At 72.0% G+C, this 16,782-nt stretch carries 16 protein-coding genes; 9 read left to right on the top strand and 7 right to left on the bottom strand.

The annotated features are described in order from the left end of the window. The first annotated feature begins 63 nt into the window (after positions 1 to 63). Together AB0M30_RS16950 and AB0M30_RS16955 are read left to right on the top strand one after the other, a co-directional pair. Positions 64 to 999, top strand: coding sequence for an NAD-dependent epimerase/dehydratase family protein (locus tag AB0M30_RS16950; protein ID WP_364584961.1), 936 nt, complete (start codon positions 64 to 66; stop codon positions 997 to 999). Beyond that, positions 996 to 3,170: a glycosyltransferase family 2 protein gene (locus AB0M30_RS16955; protein ID WP_364584962.1), complete on the top strand. Its 2,175-nt coding sequence runs from the start codon at positions 996 to 998 to the stop codon at positions 3,168 to 3,170. Before AB0M30_RS16950 ends, AB0M30_RS16955 begins: the two co-directional genes overlap by 4 nt. Here the strand turns inward: AB0M30_RS16955 and AB0M30_RS16960 are convergent. Continuing rightward, positions 3,100 to 3,597 (bottom strand): GtrA family protein, encoded by a 498-nt coding sequence (locus AB0M30_RS16960; RefSeq protein ID WP_103342591.1) that lies wholly within the window; start codon positions 3,595 to 3,597, stop codon positions 3,100 to 3,102. The genes AB0M30_RS16955 and AB0M30_RS16960 overlap by 71 nt on opposite strands. A 139-nt stretch (positions 3,598 to 3,736) precedes the next feature. On the opposite strand from AB0M30_RS16960, the gene AB0M30_RS16965 reads away from it, so the two are divergent. Continuing rightward, entirely contained in the window at positions 3,737 to 4,891 is a 1,155-nt protein-coding gene (locus AB0M30_RS16965; RefSeq protein WP_364584963.1) for an NAD-dependent epimerase/dehydratase family protein, read from the top strand. A gap of 37 nt (positions 4,892 to 4,928) precedes the next feature. Here the strand turns inward: AB0M30_RS16965 and AB0M30_RS16970 are convergent, their stop codons facing one another. Next, the gene (locus AB0M30_RS16970; protein WP_364584964.1) at positions 4,929 to 5,288 is read right to left on the bottom strand and encodes a nuclear transport factor 2 family protein; all 360 of its coding nucleotides are present in this window, start codon (positions 5,286 to 5,288) and stop codon (positions 4,929 to 4,931) included. A 169-nt stretch (positions 5,289 to 5,457) separates the two neighbouring features. Between AB0M30_RS16970 and AB0M30_RS16975 the strand changes: the two genes are divergently transcribed. Both AB0M30_RS16975 and AB0M30_RS16980 read left to right on the top strand, forming a co-directional pair. Further along, positions 5,458 to 6,252 (top strand): helix-turn-helix transcriptional regulator, encoded by a 795-nt coding sequence (locus AB0M30_RS16975; protein ID WP_364585156.1) that lies wholly within the window; start codon positions 5,458 to 5,460, stop codon positions 6,250 to 6,252. A gap of 40 nt (positions 6,253 to 6,292) precedes the next feature. Next, positions 6,293 to 7,072, top strand: a complete 780-nt coding sequence (locus tag AB0M30_RS16980) for an aldo/keto reductase (protein WP_364584965.1) — start codon at positions 6,293 to 6,295, stop codon at positions 7,070 to 7,072. A 3-nt stretch (positions 7,073 to 7,075) separates the two neighbouring features. Here the strand turns inward: AB0M30_RS16980 and AB0M30_RS16985 are convergent, their stop codons facing one another. From AB0M30_RS16985 to AB0M30_RS17005, 5 genes are all read right to left on the bottom strand, one after another. After that, entirely contained in the window at positions 7,076 to 8,839 is a 1,764-nt protein-coding gene (locus AB0M30_RS16985) for a hypothetical protein (RefSeq protein WP_364584966.1), read from the bottom strand. Between the two features lie 454 nt (positions 8,840 to 9,293). Continuing rightward, positions 9,294 to 10,193, bottom strand: a complete 900-nt coding sequence (locus AB0M30_RS16990) for a 3-methyladenine DNA glycosylase (protein WP_364584967.1) — start codon at positions 10,191 to 10,193, stop codon at positions 9,294 to 9,296. Beyond that, positions 10,190 to 11,233 carry a hemolysin family protein gene (locus AB0M30_RS16995; protein WP_364584968.1) on the bottom strand — a complete coding sequence of 348 codons (1,044 nt, stop codon included), beginning with the start codon at positions 11,231 to 11,233 and terminating at the stop codon, positions 10,190 to 10,192. Before AB0M30_RS16995 ends, AB0M30_RS16990 begins: the two co-directional genes overlap by 4 nt. Then, entirely contained in the window at positions 11,230 to 12,567 is a 1,338-nt protein-coding gene (locus tag AB0M30_RS17000) for a hemolysin family protein (RefSeq protein ID WP_364584969.1), read from the bottom strand. The genes AB0M30_RS16995 and AB0M30_RS17000 overlap by 4 nt, the downstream gene beginning before the upstream one ends. A 210-nt stretch (positions 12,568 to 12,777) precedes the next feature. After that, positions 12,778 to 13,359: a TetR/AcrR family transcriptional regulator gene (locus AB0M30_RS17005; protein ID WP_103352903.1), complete on the bottom strand. Its 582-nt coding sequence runs from the start codon at positions 13,357 to 13,359 to the stop codon at positions 12,778 to 12,780. 185 nt (positions 13,360 to 13,544) lie between these two features. On the opposite strand from AB0M30_RS17005, the gene AB0M30_RS17010 reads away from it, so the two are divergent. From AB0M30_RS17010 to AB0M30_RS17025, 4 genes are read left to right on the top strand one after another with little or no spacing between them, the layout of a single operon-like run. Continuing rightward, positions 13,545 to 13,940 (top strand): hypothetical protein, encoded by a 396-nt coding sequence (locus tag AB0M30_RS17010; RefSeq protein WP_364584970.1) that lies wholly within the window; start codon positions 13,545 to 13,547, stop codon positions 13,938 to 13,940. A gap of 11 nt (positions 13,941 to 13,951) precedes the next feature. Beyond that, a complete protein-coding gene (locus tag AB0M30_RS17015; RefSeq protein WP_364584971.1) occupies positions 13,952 to 14,590 on the top strand; it encodes a DUF3558 domain-containing protein in 639 nt (212 codons plus the stop codon). A 3-nt stretch (positions 14,591 to 14,593) separates the two neighbouring features. Then, positions 14,594 to 15,967, top strand: coding sequence for a WXG100 family type VII secretion target (locus tag AB0M30_RS17020; RefSeq protein ID WP_364584972.1), 1,374 nt, complete (start codon positions 14,594 to 14,596; stop codon positions 15,965 to 15,967). Positions 15,968 to 15,992: 25 nt separating this feature from the next. Further along, positions 15,993 to 16,721 carry an ESX secretion-associated protein EspG gene (locus AB0M30_RS17025; RefSeq protein WP_364585157.1) on the top strand — a complete coding sequence of 243 codons (729 nt, stop codon included), beginning with the start codon at positions 15,993 to 15,995 and terminating at the stop codon, positions 16,719 to 16,721. Positions 16,722 to 16,782: the final 61 nt, after the last annotated feature.

Consider the following 16,782-nt stretch of genomic DNA (forward strand, 5'->3'; position numbering starts at 1 on the left):
AGCCGGGTTCCGCCGGTGCGGGCACACTGCGGGCGCACAGGAACGCCGGGTAGGTTGACGCCCATGGTGAGTGGGACCGGTCCTGATCGGACGTCCGTGGTCGTGACCGGCGGCAGCGGCTTCATCGGCCGGGCCGTCGTGCGCGCCCTCCGCGACCGGGGCGGCCCGGTCACCGTCGTGGACCGGGTGCCGTTCCCCGAAGACCGCGACGGCGTGCGCGTGGTGACCGGCGACCTCCGCGACGCCGCCGTCCGAGAGCAGGCCGTGACCGGCGAGACCGCGGCGATCGTGCACCTCGCCGCGCTGACGTCGGTGCTGAAGTCGGTCGAGCTGCCCGAGGACACCTTCGCCGACAACGTCCTGGTCACCCAGGAGCTGCTGGAGCTCGCGCGCCGCCGCGAGGTGCCGAAGTTCCTGCTCGCCTCGACCAATGCGGTGATCGGCGACGTCGGCACCGCGACCATCACCCCGGACCTACCGCTGCGCCCGCTGACGCCGTACGGCGCCACCAAGGCGGCGTGCGAAATGCTGCTGTCGGGCTACGCCGGGGCGTACGGCATGACCACGTGTGCGTTGCGGTTCACCAACGTCTACGGCCCGGGAATGTCCCACAAGGACAGTTTCGTGCCGCGGATGATGCGGGCCGCGCTGACCGGCACCGGGGTCCGGGTCTACGGCGACGGCCGCCAGCGCCGCGACCTCGTGCACGTCGACGACGTCGTCCGCGCGATCCTGCTGGCCCTCGGCAGCGGCTATTCGGGCCGCGCGATCGTCGGTGCCGGGCGCTCGGTGTCCGTGCTCGAGATGGTCGAAGCCGTGCGCGAGGTGACCGGCGCCGAGCTGCCGGTCGAGCACGTCGAGGCGCCGGCCGGGGAGATGCCCGCGGTCGTCGTCGACGTCTCGGCGAGCGCGGAGACCATCGGCTACTCCCCGGAGGTCTCGCTCACCGAAGGCCTGGCCACGGCGTGGAAGTACTTCTCCGGCCTCCAGACGCCGTGACACCGTTTCTCCGCCGGCACTGGCTGCTGCTCCTCCTGCTCGTCCCGGCGATCACGCTCCGGGTGCTGACCTGGCTGGCCTACCGGCCCGCGCTGCTGTTCATCGATTCGTTCCGCTACATCGACAACCTGCACGCCCTGCGGGCCGATCAGCTCGACCCGATCGGCTACGACCTGGTCCTGCGGCCGCTCCTCGCGGTCGGCGGGCTCGCCTGGGTCACCGCGGTGCAGCACGCCGGCGGGGTGCTGATCGCGATCGGCGTCTACGGGCTGGTCCTGCGTCTCGGCGGCCGCCCGTGGGTCGCCGCGCTCGCCGCGGCCCCGGTGCTGCTCGACGCCTATCAGCTGCAGATCGAGCAGAACATCATGTCCGAGGTGACGTTCGAGGCCGTCCTCCTCGGGCTCCTCTGGCTGCTGCTCGGCCGGGGCACACCGGGCTGGAAGCGCGCCGGCGCGGCGGGCCTGCTGCTCGGCTTCGGCGTGCTGACGCGGCTGATCGGGATCTCCCTGGCCCTCCCGCTGCTGGTCTTCCTCGTGGTCGCCGGGGGAGCGTGGCGGCGGTGGGCGGGCTGGCGCCGGGCCGGCGTCGGCCTCCTGGGCCTGCTCGCCGTGCTCGTGCCGTACGCGGCGCGGGTGCACGCGGAAACCGGCAAGTGGGGGCTGAGCGGGCCGTCCGGGAACATGCTCTACGGCCGGACCGCCGCCGTCGCCGACTGCGCGAACCTCCACCTCGACCCGGTGCTGCGGGTGTTCTGCCCGGCCGAACCCCGTGAAAAGCGGCTCGTCGACAACTACACCCACGCCGACCTCGACCCGAACTGGCCGGGCCCGCTGCCGCCCGGCGCGGACAAGGCCGCGCTGGCCCACGAGTTCGCCGTCGACGTCCTGGAACAGCAGCCCCGCGACGTCGCCGAAGCGATCCTGGATGACTTCGCCAAGAGCTTCGCCTGGACCCGCGAGCAGGGCCTGACCGACGTCCCCCTGGACCGGTGGCAGTTCCAGCTCACGTACCCGCAGTGGGCCGACCAGTCGCTGATCGACCTGGTCACGCTGCAGAACGACGGCGTCGTCGCGAGCGTCGACCAGCCACTGGCGAAGATCCTCCGCGACTACCAGCTCGACGGCGGCTACGTCTCGGGCGGGGTGCTCGGCCTCAGTGCGCTGCTGGGCCTGCTGCCGGTGGTGCGGCGCAAGAAGCCCCTGGACCGGGCCCAGGCGGGGGCGCTGTTCGCGGCGTCGAGCGGGCTCCTCCTGCTGTTCGCCTCGGCGGTGTTCCAGTTCTCGTGGCGCTACCAGCTCCCGGCGCTCGTGCTACTGCCCGTCGCCGGGGCGCTCGGCTTCACCACGCTGACCTCGGCGAGCCGGAAGCGGCTCGCCGCCTTCCCCGCCGACGTCGACTCCGGCGCCCTCGCCGACTTCCGCGGCCGCCACCCGGACCCGGAACTGGCGCCGCTGACCGTCGTCATCGCCGCCTACAACGAAGCCGGCGGCATCGGCGAAGTCCTGGAGAAGATGCCGGACGAGTGCCTCGGCATGCGGGTGGACGTCCTCGTCGTCGTCGACGGCGGCACCGACGACACGGCCGCGATCGCCGAGGCGCACGGCGCGTACGTGTGCGTCGCGCCCCGCAACCGCGGCCAGGGCGCCGCGCTGCGGCTGGGCTACCACCTCGCGGCCGAAGCCGGCGCCGAGTACATCGTGACCACCGACGCCGACGGCCAGTACGACAACAGCGAGCTGGAAACGCTGGTGCGTCCGGTCGTCGAGGGCACCGCGGACTTCGTCACCGGGTCCCGGCGGCTCGGGCACGAGGAAGCCGACAGCCGCGTCCGATGGCTCGGCGTGCGCGTCTTCGCGATCCTGGCGTCGGTGCTCACGGCCCGGCGGATCACCGACACGTCGTTCGGCTTCCGCGCGATGCGGGCGGACCTGGCCTGCTCGGTCCCGCTGCGCGAGCCGCAGTACCAGTCGTCGGAGCTGCTGCTCGGCGTCACCGCCCGCGGCGCCCGCGTCGTCGAGCTGCCGATGAGCATGCGGCTGCGCAAGGCGGGCAAGAGCAAGAAGGGCGGCAGCCTGGTCTACGGCGCCAACTACGCCCGGGTCATGACGGGGACGTGGTGGCGGGGGTACGTGCTGCGCCGCGGCCGAACACGAACCGGTCGAGCAGCGTGAACTTGACGACGAACACCAGGGCGTAGCTGGCGACGTACGCGCCGTCGACCAGCACGACCCACCAGAAGTGCGGCAGGCCCAGCGGGGACAGCAGCGAGCCGGCGAGGGTGGTCAGGCCGATCGACGCCAGCCCGCCGAGCCCGATCACCGCGAGGTACGGGAGCAGCTCGCGCCGGACGCGCGGCCGCCCGGTGCGGCCCCACACCCAGCGCCGCGTGACCAGGAAGTTCAGCACCGCCCCGGCCGCCCAGGCCAGCGTGCTCGCCAGGGCCGCGGCGCCGCCGGTGGCGAGGACGGCGAGCAGCACGACCTGGCTGAGGACCGTGGCGGCGACCGACGTGGTCGCGGCGCGCGCCAGCCGGGCCCAGCCGCGACGGCGGGTCTTCTCCGCCGTGCGGGCCCGCACGCCGTTGGTTACGGTCGTCATGCTCCCATCCTCCCCGCGGGCCGGCCGCGCCGCCGTCCGACCCCCTTACGCATAGGAGATTCACAGCTCATTGCCAGGTCTTCATCAGCACGTGATCTATAGCGTTCGGGTGGCGTAAACGAGCAGGAAGGGCGGCACAATGCGTGTGCTGGTTCTCGGCGGTGACGGATATCTGGGCTGGCCGACCGCGTTGCACTTATCGGACAAAGGCCATGAGGTGGCCGTTCTCGACAATTTCGCGCGGCGCGGGTACGACGCCGAACTCGGTGTCGAAAGCCTGGTCCCGATCAAATCCCTCGCCGACCGGATCGCGACTTGGCGCGAGGTGTCGGGCCGGACGATCACCAGCTACGAAGGCGACCTCCTCGACGCGGAGTTCCTGTTCGGGGCGGTGCGGGAGTTCGCGCCGGACGCCGTCGTCCACTACGCCGAGCAGCGGTCGGCGCCGTATTCCATGATCGACCGCGAACACGCGGTGTACACGCAGCACAACAATGTGGTCGGGACGCTGAACCTGCTCTATGCGATCGCGGAGATCGACCCCGCGATCCACCTGGTCAAACTCGGCACGATGGGCGAATACGGTACGCCGAACATCGACATCGAAGAAGGCTGGCTGGAGCTGGAGCACAACGGCCGCTCCGACCGCGTGCTGTTCCCGAAACGGCCGGGTTCGTTCTACCACCTGACCAAGGTCCACGATTCCCACAACATCGAATTCACCTGCCGCGCGTGGGGCCTGCGCGCCACGGACCTCAACCAGGGCATCGTGTACGGCCAGCAGACGCCGCAGACGGCGCTGGACCCGCGGCTGGCGACCCGCTTCGACTACGACGCGGTGTTCGGCACGGTGCTCAACCGGTTCGTCATCCAGGCCGTGCTGGGCCAGCCGCTGACGGTGTACGGCAAGGGCACGCAGACCCGCGGCCTGATCGACATCCGCGACACCGTGGAGTGCATCCGCCTGGCCGTCGAGCACCCGGCCGAGCCGGGGGAGTTCCGCGTGTTCAACCAGATGACCGAAAGCATGCCGGTGGCCGGCATCGCCGAGCTGGTGGCCGACCGGTTCCCCGGGCCGGTGCAGATCGAGCAGCTGGAGAACCCGCGCACCGAGGCACCGGAGCACTACTACAACGTGAAGCACACCGGGCTGGTCGGGCTGGGCCTGGAGCCGCACCTGCTGTCGGACACGCTCATCGAATCGATGTTCGACATCGTGGGCGCCAACAAGCACCGGGTGAACCCGGAGAAGCTCCGCCCGACCGTCCGCTGGCGGGGCGCGCTGAAGGCCTGACGGCCGTCGGGGCTCCCGCCGGGGAGCCCCCACGGGTTCAGCCGGGCAGCTTGTCCAGGAACCCGTGCACCTTGGCGATCTTCCCGGCTTCCAGTTCGACGACGTCGAACCCGATGGCGACCGGCTCGGCGCCGGGGGTGCCGAGGTACCACTGGAAGCGGGCGAGGTCGTGGTGGGCGTCGGGCTCGGCGGGCAGGCTGAAAGTGAGCCCACCGAACTGCTGCTGCGCCCCGGCGACGAACTGGTCGATCCCGTCGTGCCCGGTGACGGCGCCGAGCGGGTCGGTGTAGCCGGCCTCGGCGGTGAAGACGTCGGCGATGAGGGCCCGGCGCTTGTCGGCGTCGGTCTCGTTCCAGGCCGCGATGTACTGCTCGACGAGGGTGCGGACGTCGCTCATGACTGGTTCCTTTCGTTGGGGGACAACCGGTTCGGCTGTCCCGCTGCTGGAACCCACTCTGGCGGCGCCGCGACGGCCCGTCGATTACGCGGGAGGTAATGCCGGGCCATTACCCGCGAAGTAATGGCAGCGGCTCGGTGATCGCCGTAGCGTCGCTCGCGTGACGACCATGGTGCAGACACGGCAGCGGCCCGTCGGGGAACTGCTGCGGGAATGGCGCGACCGGCGCCGGATCAGCCAGCTCGACCTGGCCATCTCGGCCGACATCTCCACCCGCCACCTGAGCTTCGTGGAAACCGGGCGGTCCAAGCCGAGCCGGGACATGGTGCTGCGGCTCGGCGAGCACCTCGACGTCCCGCTGCGGGAGCGCAACCGGCTGCTGCTCGCCGCCGGCTACGCCCCCGCGTACACCGAGAGCGCGCTGGGGGACCCCGGGATGGACGCCGTCCGCCGGGCCGTGCGGCAGCTCCTCGCGGGCCACGAGCCGTACCCGGCCGCCGTCGTCGACCGGAACTGGGACCTCGTCGAGGCCAACGCCGCCACCGGCCTCTTCGTCGCCGGGATCCCGGCCGGGCTGACCACCAACGTCCTGCGCGCGACCCTGCACCCCGACGGCATGGCCCCGCACATCCGCAACCTGGGGGAGTGGCGCGCCCACCTGCTCGGCCGGCTGCGGCGGCAGGTGGCCCAGACCGCGGACGCGGGGCTCGCCGAGCTCCTGGACGAGCTGCGCGGGTACCCCTGCGACCAGCCCGTGCCCGAGGTCGAGGTCCCCGGACCGGGTGACATCTTCGTGCCGCTCGAGTTCCGCCACGAGGGCACCGACCTCACCTTCTTCAGCACGGTCGCCACGTTCGGCACCCCGCTGGACGTCACCGTGGCGGAACTGGTGATCGAGTCGTTCTTCCCGGCCGACCCGGCGACGGCGGCGTATCTGCGCGAGCGGGCCGCCCGGGTGGGATGATGGAGGTCCGCGCAGCATCCGAAGTGAGGATCACCGGTTGATGGCCGTCCCGCCTTCGCTCGCCCTGTCCGTCGGAGTCCGCATCCCCCAGCTGCTGTTCGGCGTCGCCGGCCTGTCCCCGGCCGAAACCGGCCGGGCCGTCCGCATCGCTCTCGACACCGGCTACCGCGGCATCGACACGACCCCGGGCACCGAGCCGGCGGTGGGCGCGGAGCTCGCCGCGGCCGACGTGCCCCGCGAAGACCTCTTCGTCAGCTTCCACGTGCCCGCCCAGGGGTACGACACCGCCCGCCGGGCCGCGGACCAGGCGCTGGAAGCGCTCCAGCTCGAGCGGGCCGACCTGTGCCTGCTGGACGGCACGCAGGGCGCGTTCACCGATACCTGGCGCGCCCTGAGCAGGCTGCGGGCGGACGGGCGGGTCCGCGCGGTCGGCGTCGCCGGCTTCGGCGTCTCCGAGCTGCGCCGGCTGATCGACGCGACCGGCTCGGTGCCGGCGGTGAACCAGATCGAGCTGCACCCGTGGCTGCAGCAGCTCCCGCTGCGCGAGTTCCACGGCGAGCGCGGCATCGTCACGGCCGCCGCCAGCCCGGCCGCGAACGCCGCGCTGCTGTCGGACGAGACGGTCACCGCGCTCGCCGCCAAGTACGGCAAGACCCCGGCCCAGATCGTGCTCCGCTGGCATCTGCAAAACGAGACGGTCGCGGTGGCGGCGTCGGCCACCACCACCCGGATCCGGGAGAACTTCGGGATTTTCGACTTCGAACTGGCCGACGACGACGTCGCCGTGGTGGCCGAGCTCGACAACGGCACGCGCGTCTAGCGGCTAGGTGGACTTGATCCCCGCCGCGGCGAAGTCGGCCTGCTGGGCGGGCTGCTCCAGGTACTCGCGGAAGGTCTGGGCGGCGCGCAGCGCGGTGTCGTCGATGCCCGGCCCGGCCAGCCCGATGAACGGGTAGTCCGCCGAGCGCGCGTTCGCCACCGACTGGGCGGGCGAGCCGATCATCTCCGGCTTCTTGGTGGTGAGCTCGCTGACCCAGTACGACGATTCGGGCAGCCACGCGGCCGGGAGCCCGCCGATGGAGTCCACCTTCGCCCGGCCGACCAGCGCGTCGAGCACCTGCGCCGACGGCTTGCCTTCGATCGTGATGCGCACGCACTTCCCGTGGACGACGGTGGCGGCCTGGTTCCACCGGTCGGCCGCGGCGGTGACCGGCTTCTGCACGCTCGGGGTGACGACGATCCGCATCTGCGCGGTCCCGCCGTCGCAGCTGGCGGCCTGCGCCTCGGCGCGGCTGTTGAGCTCGTTGTCGGCCCAGTTCCAGCCGACGACGCCGAGCCCGATGAGGACGGCCAGCACCATGCAGGCGATCGGCCAGCCGGCGATCCGCCGGCGCGGAGCTTTCTTCCCGACGATGCGGTGCGACCCGGTGGCGTCGGCGGTCTTGCCGACGATCCGGTGCGAACCGGTGCCCTCGCTGCGGCCGGCCCGGTGGGGGCCGGTGCTGTCGCTGCGCCCGGCGCGGTCGGGGCCGGTGGTGTCACTGCGCTCGCTGCGGTCGAGGCCGGTGCTGACGCCGTGCTCGGGACCGGCACTGTCGCCGCGGTCGGCGGTCCGGGCGCCGGTGTCGTCGCTCCGGTCGAGGATGCGGGGAGAGCCGGGCGCTTCGCCGCGGGCGGCGCGGTCACCGGTCCGGGCGCCGGTGTCGTCGCCCCGGTCGGCGAGGGGGGAAACCCCGGGGGCCGCGAGCTCGTCGTCCGGCCGGGCGATGACCTCGGTCCGCTCGGCGGCCGATTCGGGGTGGCGGCCGGCGGGTTTGCCGCCCTTGCGGCGCGCGCGGGGAGCGGCGGAATCGGCGGGGAAGCCGCCGGTCGCTCCGGCGGGGCCGGCGATCGGGTGGGCACCGGAGGCTCCGGCTCGGCGGGCAGCTCGGGTGGATCTGCCGGAGCCGGGGGTTTCGGTGCGGTCCGGGGCCGAGCGGTCGCCGCCCTTGCGGCGCGAGCGCGCGGGGGTACCGGTGCTCCCGACGGTGGCGTACGCGGCGGTGGTTTCACTGTCGGCGGCGGGGAGGGCACCGGAGGTGTCGCCGCGGCGGCCGGTGGCGGTTTCGCCGTTGGCGACCGGGAAGGTGCCCGAGGCCTCGCCGCGACGGCCGGTGGCGGTCTCGCCGGTGGCGACCGGGTGGGCGCCGGAGGTGTCGCCGCGGCGGCCGGTGGTGGTCTCGCCGTTGGCGACCGGGTGGGCACTGGAGGTTTTACCGCGGCGACCGGTGGCGGTTTCGCCGTTGGCGACCGGGTAGGCGCCCGAGGCTTCCCCTCGGCGGCCGGTGCGAGGCGCGGTCGCTTCGCCACCGGCGACGGGGTGGCCACCGGGCACGTCCCCTCGGCGGGCGGCGGTCGTCTCGCTGCCGGCGACCGGGTAAGCGCCGGAAGCTTCCCCCCGGCGCGAAAGGGTCGTGGTGATTTCGCTGCTCGTGACGGGGTAGGCACCGGAGGCCTCACCGCGGCGAGGCGCGCGGGTGACGGTCGAATCACCGCCGGCGACCGGGTACGAACCCGAAGCCTCCCCGCGGCGCGGGGCACGAGTCACCGTGGACTCGCCCCTGCCCGCGGCGGGGTACGACCCGGAAGCTTCCCCGCGGCGAGCGCCCGCGACGGGGTACGAACCCGAAGCCTCGCCTCGCCGGGCGGCCGGGTTCGCTCCGCCGCTCTCGGGCGGGTAGCCGGGCGCCTCCGCCCCTTCCGTGAAGAAAGCCGAACCGGATGACTCGCCCTGGGCACGGGCGGTGGAACCTCGGCCCGCGATGCCGAAGGCGGCCGAGATGGAGCTGCGTCCCGGGGTGCGGAAAGCGCCGGAAGCCTCGCTGCGCCCCTCGGGGGGCACGCTGGGCGTGCGGTCCTGAGGGTGCGGCACCGGCTCCTCGTCCCGGTAGTGTCGCCCCATCCGTCATCCTTTCGGGGTGAGCGCATGCCAAGCACGCGCTGCTATGCAATCAAACCGTTATCACCCTAACAGGTGAGTATCGGAGAGAGAATAATCTGACTCACAGTGGGTCGTGCTCAGGGTGCTGTGCGCTGACCAGGCGATGGCAATGCGCAATCAGGCGATGACGCAGCGGCGCCGCCCGGCGGGCGAACTCGCCTTGGGCCCGGGCGTATTCGGCCCGGCCCGCCGCCGTCTCGATCCGCACCGGCGGGTAGCCCAGCTCCGCCAGGTCGTACGGGCTCGCCCGCATGTCCAGGGTCCGGATCTCGACCGCCAGCTCGAAACAGTCCGCCACGAGCTCCGCGGGCACGAACGGGTCGAGCTTGTACGCCCATTTGAACAGATCCATGTTCGCGTGCAGGCACCCCGGCTGCTCGAGTGCGATCTGCGTCTCCCTCGACGGCGTCAGCTCGTTGAGCGGCCGCGCGGGCGCCGTGAAGAAGCGGAACGCGTCGAAGTGCCCGCAGCGGATGTCCAGGGCCTCCACGACCGCGTCGGTGCCCGCCGAACCCAGCCGCAGCGGCACCTGGTCGTGCCGGATCGAATCGGCGGGCTCGCGGTACACCATCGCCCACTCGTGCAGCCCGAAGCAGCTCAGCCGGGGCGCGCGCGACGCCGTCGCCGTCAGCAGGCCGAGGACGAACTCGGCCGTCCGCACCTTGCCCTCGCCGAAACCGGCGGGATCCAGCACCACGCCGTCGCGCGTTTCGACGTACCCCTTGCGGTCCAGGAAGCGCCGCGCCGCGGGCCCGGCGAGCGCGACGCGGGGCCCGGGCTGCCACCGCTCGAGGTGCGACGGCCGGTACGAGTAGTAGGTGAACAGGAAGTCCAGCACCGGGTGCTTCTCGCCGCGCGACCGCCGCTGCTGGTGCGGGCCGGTCCAGCGCCGCATCCGCGAGACGTGCGCCGCCTCCCGGGCCAGCCAGTCCGGTTCGGCGAGCACCTCGGCGCCGGTCATGCGCCGACGTGGGTGCCGTCGCGCACCGTGCCCACGTACTCCTCGACGAGGTCTTCCAGCGCGACGACGCCGACCGCGTTGCCGTCGGCGTCGAGCGCCCGCGCGAGGTGGCTGCGTTCCTTGCGCATGGCCGAAAGCGCGACGTCGAGCCGCGCGTCGGCCCGCAGTTCGGTGAGCGCGCGGGTCTTCGAGTCGGGCACGGTCGTACCCGGGTCCTGCCCGGCCAGGTCGAGGATGTCCTTGACGTGGATGTAGCCGGTCAGGCGCCCGTCGTCGGTGCACACCGGGAACCGCGAGAACCCGGTGGACGACACGGCCTTTTCGACCTCGCCGACGGTCGGCCCGCAGGGGAGCGTGGTCAGCTCGGCGGTGGGCACCAGCACGTCGGCGACCGTCTTCTGCACCGACGAGAGCGTCTGGGCGAGCCGCTGGTGCTCGGACTGGTCGAGCAGGCCCTCGCGGCGTGACTCGCTGAGCAGCTCGGCGAGCTCGTCGGAGGTGTAGGCCGTCTCCAGCTCGTCCTTCGGCTCGACGCGGAACGCGCGCAGCAGCGAGTTGGCCACGAAGTTCAGCAGCCAGATGAACGGCCGGGCCAGCTTGACCCAGCCCACGTGCGCCGGCACCAGCCACAGCGCGAGCCGCTCGGGCTCGGCGATGGCGAGGTTCTTCGGCACCATCTCGCCGATCAGCACGTGCGCGACCGTGATGAACGCCAGCGCGATGGCGAACGAAATGGGGTGCAGCAGCGCCTGGGGCAGGCCCAGCAGGTCGAAGGCCGCCGACAGCCGGTGGGCGATGGCGGGCTCGCCGAGGCGGCCGAGCAGCAGCGAGCAGATGGTGATGCCCAGCTGGGCGCCGGCGAGCATCAGCGAGACGTGCTTGCTCGCGTTGATGACGATCTGCGCGCGCGTCTTGCCCTGCTCCAGAAGCGCTTCGAGCCTGTCGCGCCGGGAGGAGATCAGCGTGAACTCCGCGCCGACGAAGAAGGCGTTGGCCAGCAGCAAGACCGCGACCAGGGCGATGTTCAGCCAGTCGGTCACGAGGCCACCTCCGGTTCGGGGGCCGCGCGGACCGGGGCGACCTCGACCTCGGCGATCCGGCGCTTGTCCATCACGGTGACGGTGAGCAGCCAGCCGTCGACCTCGGTGGCGTCCCCCTCGGCGGGGATCTTGCCCAGCCGCTCGAGGATCAGCCCGGCGATGGTCTCGTAGTCGCCGTCCGGCATCCGGAACCCGGTGACGCCGGTGACCTCGTCGGCGCGCAGCTGCCCGGACACCAGCCAGCTGTCGGCGCCGACCTGCTGCGACGCGGGCGCCTCGCGCTCGTCGTGCTCGTCGCGGACGTCGCCGATGATCTCCTCGACGACGTCCTCCAGGGTCACCAGCCCGGCCGTGCCGCCGTATTCGTCGACGACGATGGCGAGCTGGAAGCGCGAGTCGCGCAGGCGCAGCAGCAGGTCGTCCCCGGGCAGCGACTCGGGCACGGTCGGCACCGGCCGCATGACCGACCCGATCGGCACGGCGGCCCGGTCGGCGGCGGGCACGGCGAAGGCCTGCTTGACGTGCACGGCGCCGCGGACGTCGTCGAGGTCCTCGGCGTGCACCGGGAACCGCGAGAAGCCGGTGCGGCGGGAGATCTCGATGAGGTCTTCCACGGTGTCGTCGACGGCGAGGGATTCGAGCTGCACGCGCGGGGTCATCAGTTCTTCGGCGGTGCGCTCGCCGAACCGCAGCGAGCGGTCCAGCAGCTCGGCGGTGGACGTGTCGAGCGTGCCGCTTTCGGCGCTGGACCGCACGATCGAGCCCAGTTCCTGCGGCGAGCGCGCGGACCGCAGCTCTTCCTGCGGCTCGACGCCGAACTTGCGCACCAGGAAGTTCGCGCTGTTGTTCATCAGCGTGATCAGCCAGCGGAACAGCGAAGAGAACCGCGAGTGGTAGCCGGCGACGGCGCGCGCGGTCGGCAGCGGCCGGGCGATCGCCAGGTTCTTCGGCACCATCTCGCCGAGGATCATCGACAGCGACGTCGCCAGGACCAGCGCGAGCACGATCGACGCGCCGCCGGCGAACGCGGCCGGGAGGCCGATGCCGGTCAGGAGCGGCCGGACGAGCTCGCCGATCAGCGGCTCGGCCAGGTAACCGGTGATCAGCGTGGTCAGCGTGATCGCGACCTGGGCGCCGGAGAGCTGGAACGACAGCGTCCGGTGTGCCTTCTGGACGGTCAGCGCGCGGCGGTCGCCGACCTGGCGGACGTTGGCCTCGACGGTGCTGCGTTCGAGCGCGGTCAGCGAGAACTCGGCCGCGACGGCGAGCCCGGTGCCGATCGTCAGCAGCACGAAGAGGAGGACGCCGCCGGCGGCGAGCAGGATCTGGGTCATTCCGCACCCGCCTCGGTGGCGGGGGATGAACCTATCGGACAGCCGGGTCGGTCACCCGGCCCGGTACTGTCACCGGGTGACTGCGCTGCGCGCACGAAACGGTCACTCCTAGCGGGAAATCGGCGTGTACTGCGGATATGGGCACAATCTTAACGTGTCCCCGGCTTGCTTCGCTGGCGCGGCCGGTGTGTCGGAGCGCTCATCTGCGGATCAGGCGGTGCCGGGCCGGTGCCGTCGCACGGTTTCCTCGACGAGGTCGAGCACCGGCCCCAGCCCGGCGGCGGGCAGTCCCATGGCCAGGTGCGAGACGAGTCCTTCGAGGACCAGTTCGAGGAAGGCGGTGAGGACGTCGACGTCGACGTCGTCCCGCAGGTTCCCGGCCTCCCGCTGCCGCAGCAGGCGCAGCCGGGTGGCGGTGGTGAGCTGCTCGGACCGTTCGGCCCACCGGGCACGGAACTCGGGATCGGTGCGCAGCCTGCGGGACACTTCCAGGCGCGTCCCGAGCCAGTCGGCGGGGTGGTCACCACCGGCGAGCAGGTCCCGCATGACCTGCACGAGGCCCTGTTCGGCGACGACGTCGGCCATCCGGAGCGCATCGTCCTCGGCGAGGGCGAGGAAGAGCGACTCCTTGTCGCGGAAGTGGTGGAAGATGGCCCCCCGCGAGAGGCCGGTGGCTTCCTCCAGGCGCCGGACTGTGGCACCTTCATAGCCGTAGCGCGCGAAGCAGACGCGCGAGCCGTCGAGGATCTGGCGCCGGCGTGCGTCGAGGTGATCCTGGCTTACGCGTGGCATCCTGAAATCCTGGCACCGCGGACCGGGATCTCGCAATCCGTACGTACGTACTGTGACCCGGAGTGTGCGGGAACCGAGCCGGTGCCCCCACCGTCTGAAGGTTGCGGCGATTCGCTGACACGAAGTGAGACGGTTGGCTAAGGTTTGCCCCATCACGGTGGGTGAGCTGAGGGGAAGGTGCGGTCGTGATCATCGGTGAGGCCGGAGCGGCGGCGCAGGCGCTGTGGGGCGACGTCTTCGACACGCCGGGCCGCGTCTACGGCGGCGGTGGCAAGGGCGGCCAGTTCAAGATGGACCCCGAGGAGCTTTCCGCGGTGATCGGCCAGTGGGAAGACCTGGTCGACAAGATCGTGGACGACGGGCAGAAGATCCGGCAGATTGTTCAGATCGGACAGCTGGCTCCGGGTCAGGATCCGGTCAGCGGAGGTTACGCGTCGACGAGTTCGGACTCGGTCCTGGCCCTGCTCAAGCAGAACGACTCCATGCGCAAGTACGCGCAGGAGTACATCAAGAAGCTGAAGGAAGCCCAGTCCAAGACCGTGGTGACCGATCAGGACCTGTCCGGCACCTTCAAGGCATAGGCGAACTGAACTTGTTCCGAATCAACCTGGGCGTTCTTGCCGTCCTCGTGGCCGTTTCGGCGGGGTCGCTGGCCGCATGCACTACGACCAAGGACGGCACCGCATCGCCCTCACCGACCGGCTCGGCGGCGACGAACCCGTCCTCCGTGGACCCGGCGGTACCGAAGGTCGCCGTTCCGCTGGACGCGAGCAAGTACGTCTCCGACACGTGCGCCGTCGTGTCGAAGGACGTCCTGACTTCGTTGCGGTACACCGACCCAGGCCGATACCAGGCGAGGGGCGACACGCTGTTCACCAAGGCCGGCCCGTCCTGCCTCTGGAAGCTGCAGGGTGAAGGGATCGGCCTGTCGGTGTCGCTCGGCACCGGGAGCCGGGACGAGGGGGCGGGTGGCCTGGCGGGGATCTACCGCGGCTACGCCGACAAGACCTACATCAGGTTCCTCGAACCCGCCCCGGCCGTGGACGGCTACCCGGCCGTCTACTGGGGGCCGCTGGACGAACGGCCCATGGGATCCTGCGGGATCGGCGTGGGCATCGCCGACGACCTCACCTTCGACGTGTACGCGCAGGGCTACCAGGGAGCCGACGACTCCTGCGGAGTGGCCAAGCAGGTGGCGTCGAGCGTCATCAAGACACTCAAGGGGGCATGACGAGTGGACGGCAAGCAGATCTACGACAACTTCAGGCAGGGCGACACCTCCGGGCTGCAGCAGATGGCGCAGACCGTGCAGGAGCTGTCCGACGCCTACATGGAGCGGGGCGCGAGCATCAAGGCGCTCCAGGCGCGCATGGTGGAGTCGTGGAGCGGTGACGCCGCGGACGCCGCGAACTCGGGTGCGGGACCGATGGAACGGGCCTTCCACGACAGCTCGGCGCCGCTGGACGCGACCTCCACGTCCGTCAAGACCCAGGCCGCCGTCTTCGAAGACTCGAGCAACACCGTCGTCGAGGTGCCGCCGAAGCCCGACAAGCCGAACCCCTGGACCACCGGTCTCAAGGCCGCCATCCCGATCGCCGGGCCGTTCATGGCCAAGGACGACATCGACAACTACCAGGAGGGCGTGGCGCGCTACAACGCGGCGAACGAGACCAACGTCCGCGTGATGGACCAGTACAGCAACGCCACCAACAGCACCAGGGCTGTGCTGCCCACCGACTACGGCGTCCTCGAGTCCGACGGCGCCGCCATCTCCGTGAACACCCCGGACGGCCCCGGCAAGATCGTCGAGCCCACCGACCGCGGCAAGTGGCTGCCGGAGCACCCCGGCGGCGATCCCGGCAGCGACGACCACACCTCGACCACCAGCGTCGACACGACGCACACCGGCGGCGGGGACAAGCCCGGCGGGACCGGCGGCACCGGAGGAACGGGCGGCACCGGCGGGACGGGCGGCACCGGAGGCACCGGCGGGACGGGCGGCACCGGGGGAACAGGCGGCACCGGCGGCACCGGCGGCGACGACACCCACACGACCGGCTCCGGCCGCCCGACCGTCCCCACCGTGCCGACCCGGCCGGGGCAGACCACCGACCAGCCCGGCAAAACGCCGCCGAACATCGGCGGGGTCGACTTCTACCCCACCAACACCGGGGGTGGCCCGAACTACGGCCAGAACTCCCTGAACCCCAACGACCCCTACTCCAGCACCGGCGGACGCGGCCCGAACAGCGGCAACGCCGGCGGCCGCCTCCTCGACCCGACGGGCCGAGGCGGAACCGGAACCGGCACCGGCGGCGGCAGTGGCGCCGGAGCGGGCAGTGGCAGCGGAGCCGCCGGTGAACGCGGGATCGGCGGTGGCCGCGGCTCCGGCATGGGCAGCCTCGGCAACGCCGCCGCCGCGGAGGCAGCGGCGGCAAGGGCGGCGGGTTCGCGGGGCGGGCAGATGGGGCCGATGGGTCCCGGGGGCCGTCGCGGCGAAGGCGATGAAGACGATGAACACCAGCGGCCGGACTACCTGATCGAAGCGGACCCGGACGCGATCTTCGGCACCGACCAGCGGACCAGTCCGCCGGTCATCGGCGAGTAGGCGGGTGGACGTGGCAACAGGCCGGGTGGACGTTCCGGTCGAGGCACTGGCCGCGCTGGCCGAACGCGAGCAGGTCGGCCAGCTCCACCTCACCCTGCGTCCCGAGCCGCTGTGGCTCTCGGACGACGAGCGGGAGGAGGCCGGCAAGCGGGTCGACGCCGCGCTCGCCGAGGCCGGGCTGGTCGATGCCCGCGGCCGGGTCACCGTCGACTTCCTCGACTGGCTCCCGCTGCTGGTCAGCCCGGCACGGGAGTGCTACGGCTGGGTCGGCACCGGCGGTCAGACCTACGGGGTGCTCGCCGCCGCCAAGGGGCTGCAGGCCGTCCTCGCCGTCTCCGACGGGACGCACGTCGGGGTGCAGGAAATCGACCGGAACCGGCTCGCTGAGGCCCTCGTCGAGCAGCTGCCGCCGGTCGGGGCCGGTGGCGGGCGGCCGCGCACCGTCCGGGTGGCGGACCTGACCGAAGCGGCCCGCCGCGGGCAGGCCGCCTACCCGCTGGACCCGGCCGTCGCCGACGTCGTCAGCCTCGTGCAGCGGCCCGTCTCGGGCAGCGGGGAGCTCTACGCCGGCCGTCGCGACGACGTCGGCCGGCACACCTGCCTGCAGCAGCCGCTCCACTACGCCGACACCGACTGGGGCCGCTACCTCAGCTACACCGCCGGCTCGGGCGACGACGCCGTCATCCACATCGGGCCGGCGGGCCCGCAGGAGCTGGCCGACACGCTGACCGAGCTGGCCGGCACGCTGAGCTGAACGAAAAGATCGTGCGCGAGGACAGTCTTCGGGACTAATGTGACAGCGCTGTTGTATTCCT

Source organism: Amycolatopsis sp. NPDC051716, from assembly GCF_040681595.1.
Lineage (GTDB): Bacteria > Actinomycetota > Actinomycetes > Mycobacteriales > Pseudonocardiaceae > Amycolatopsis.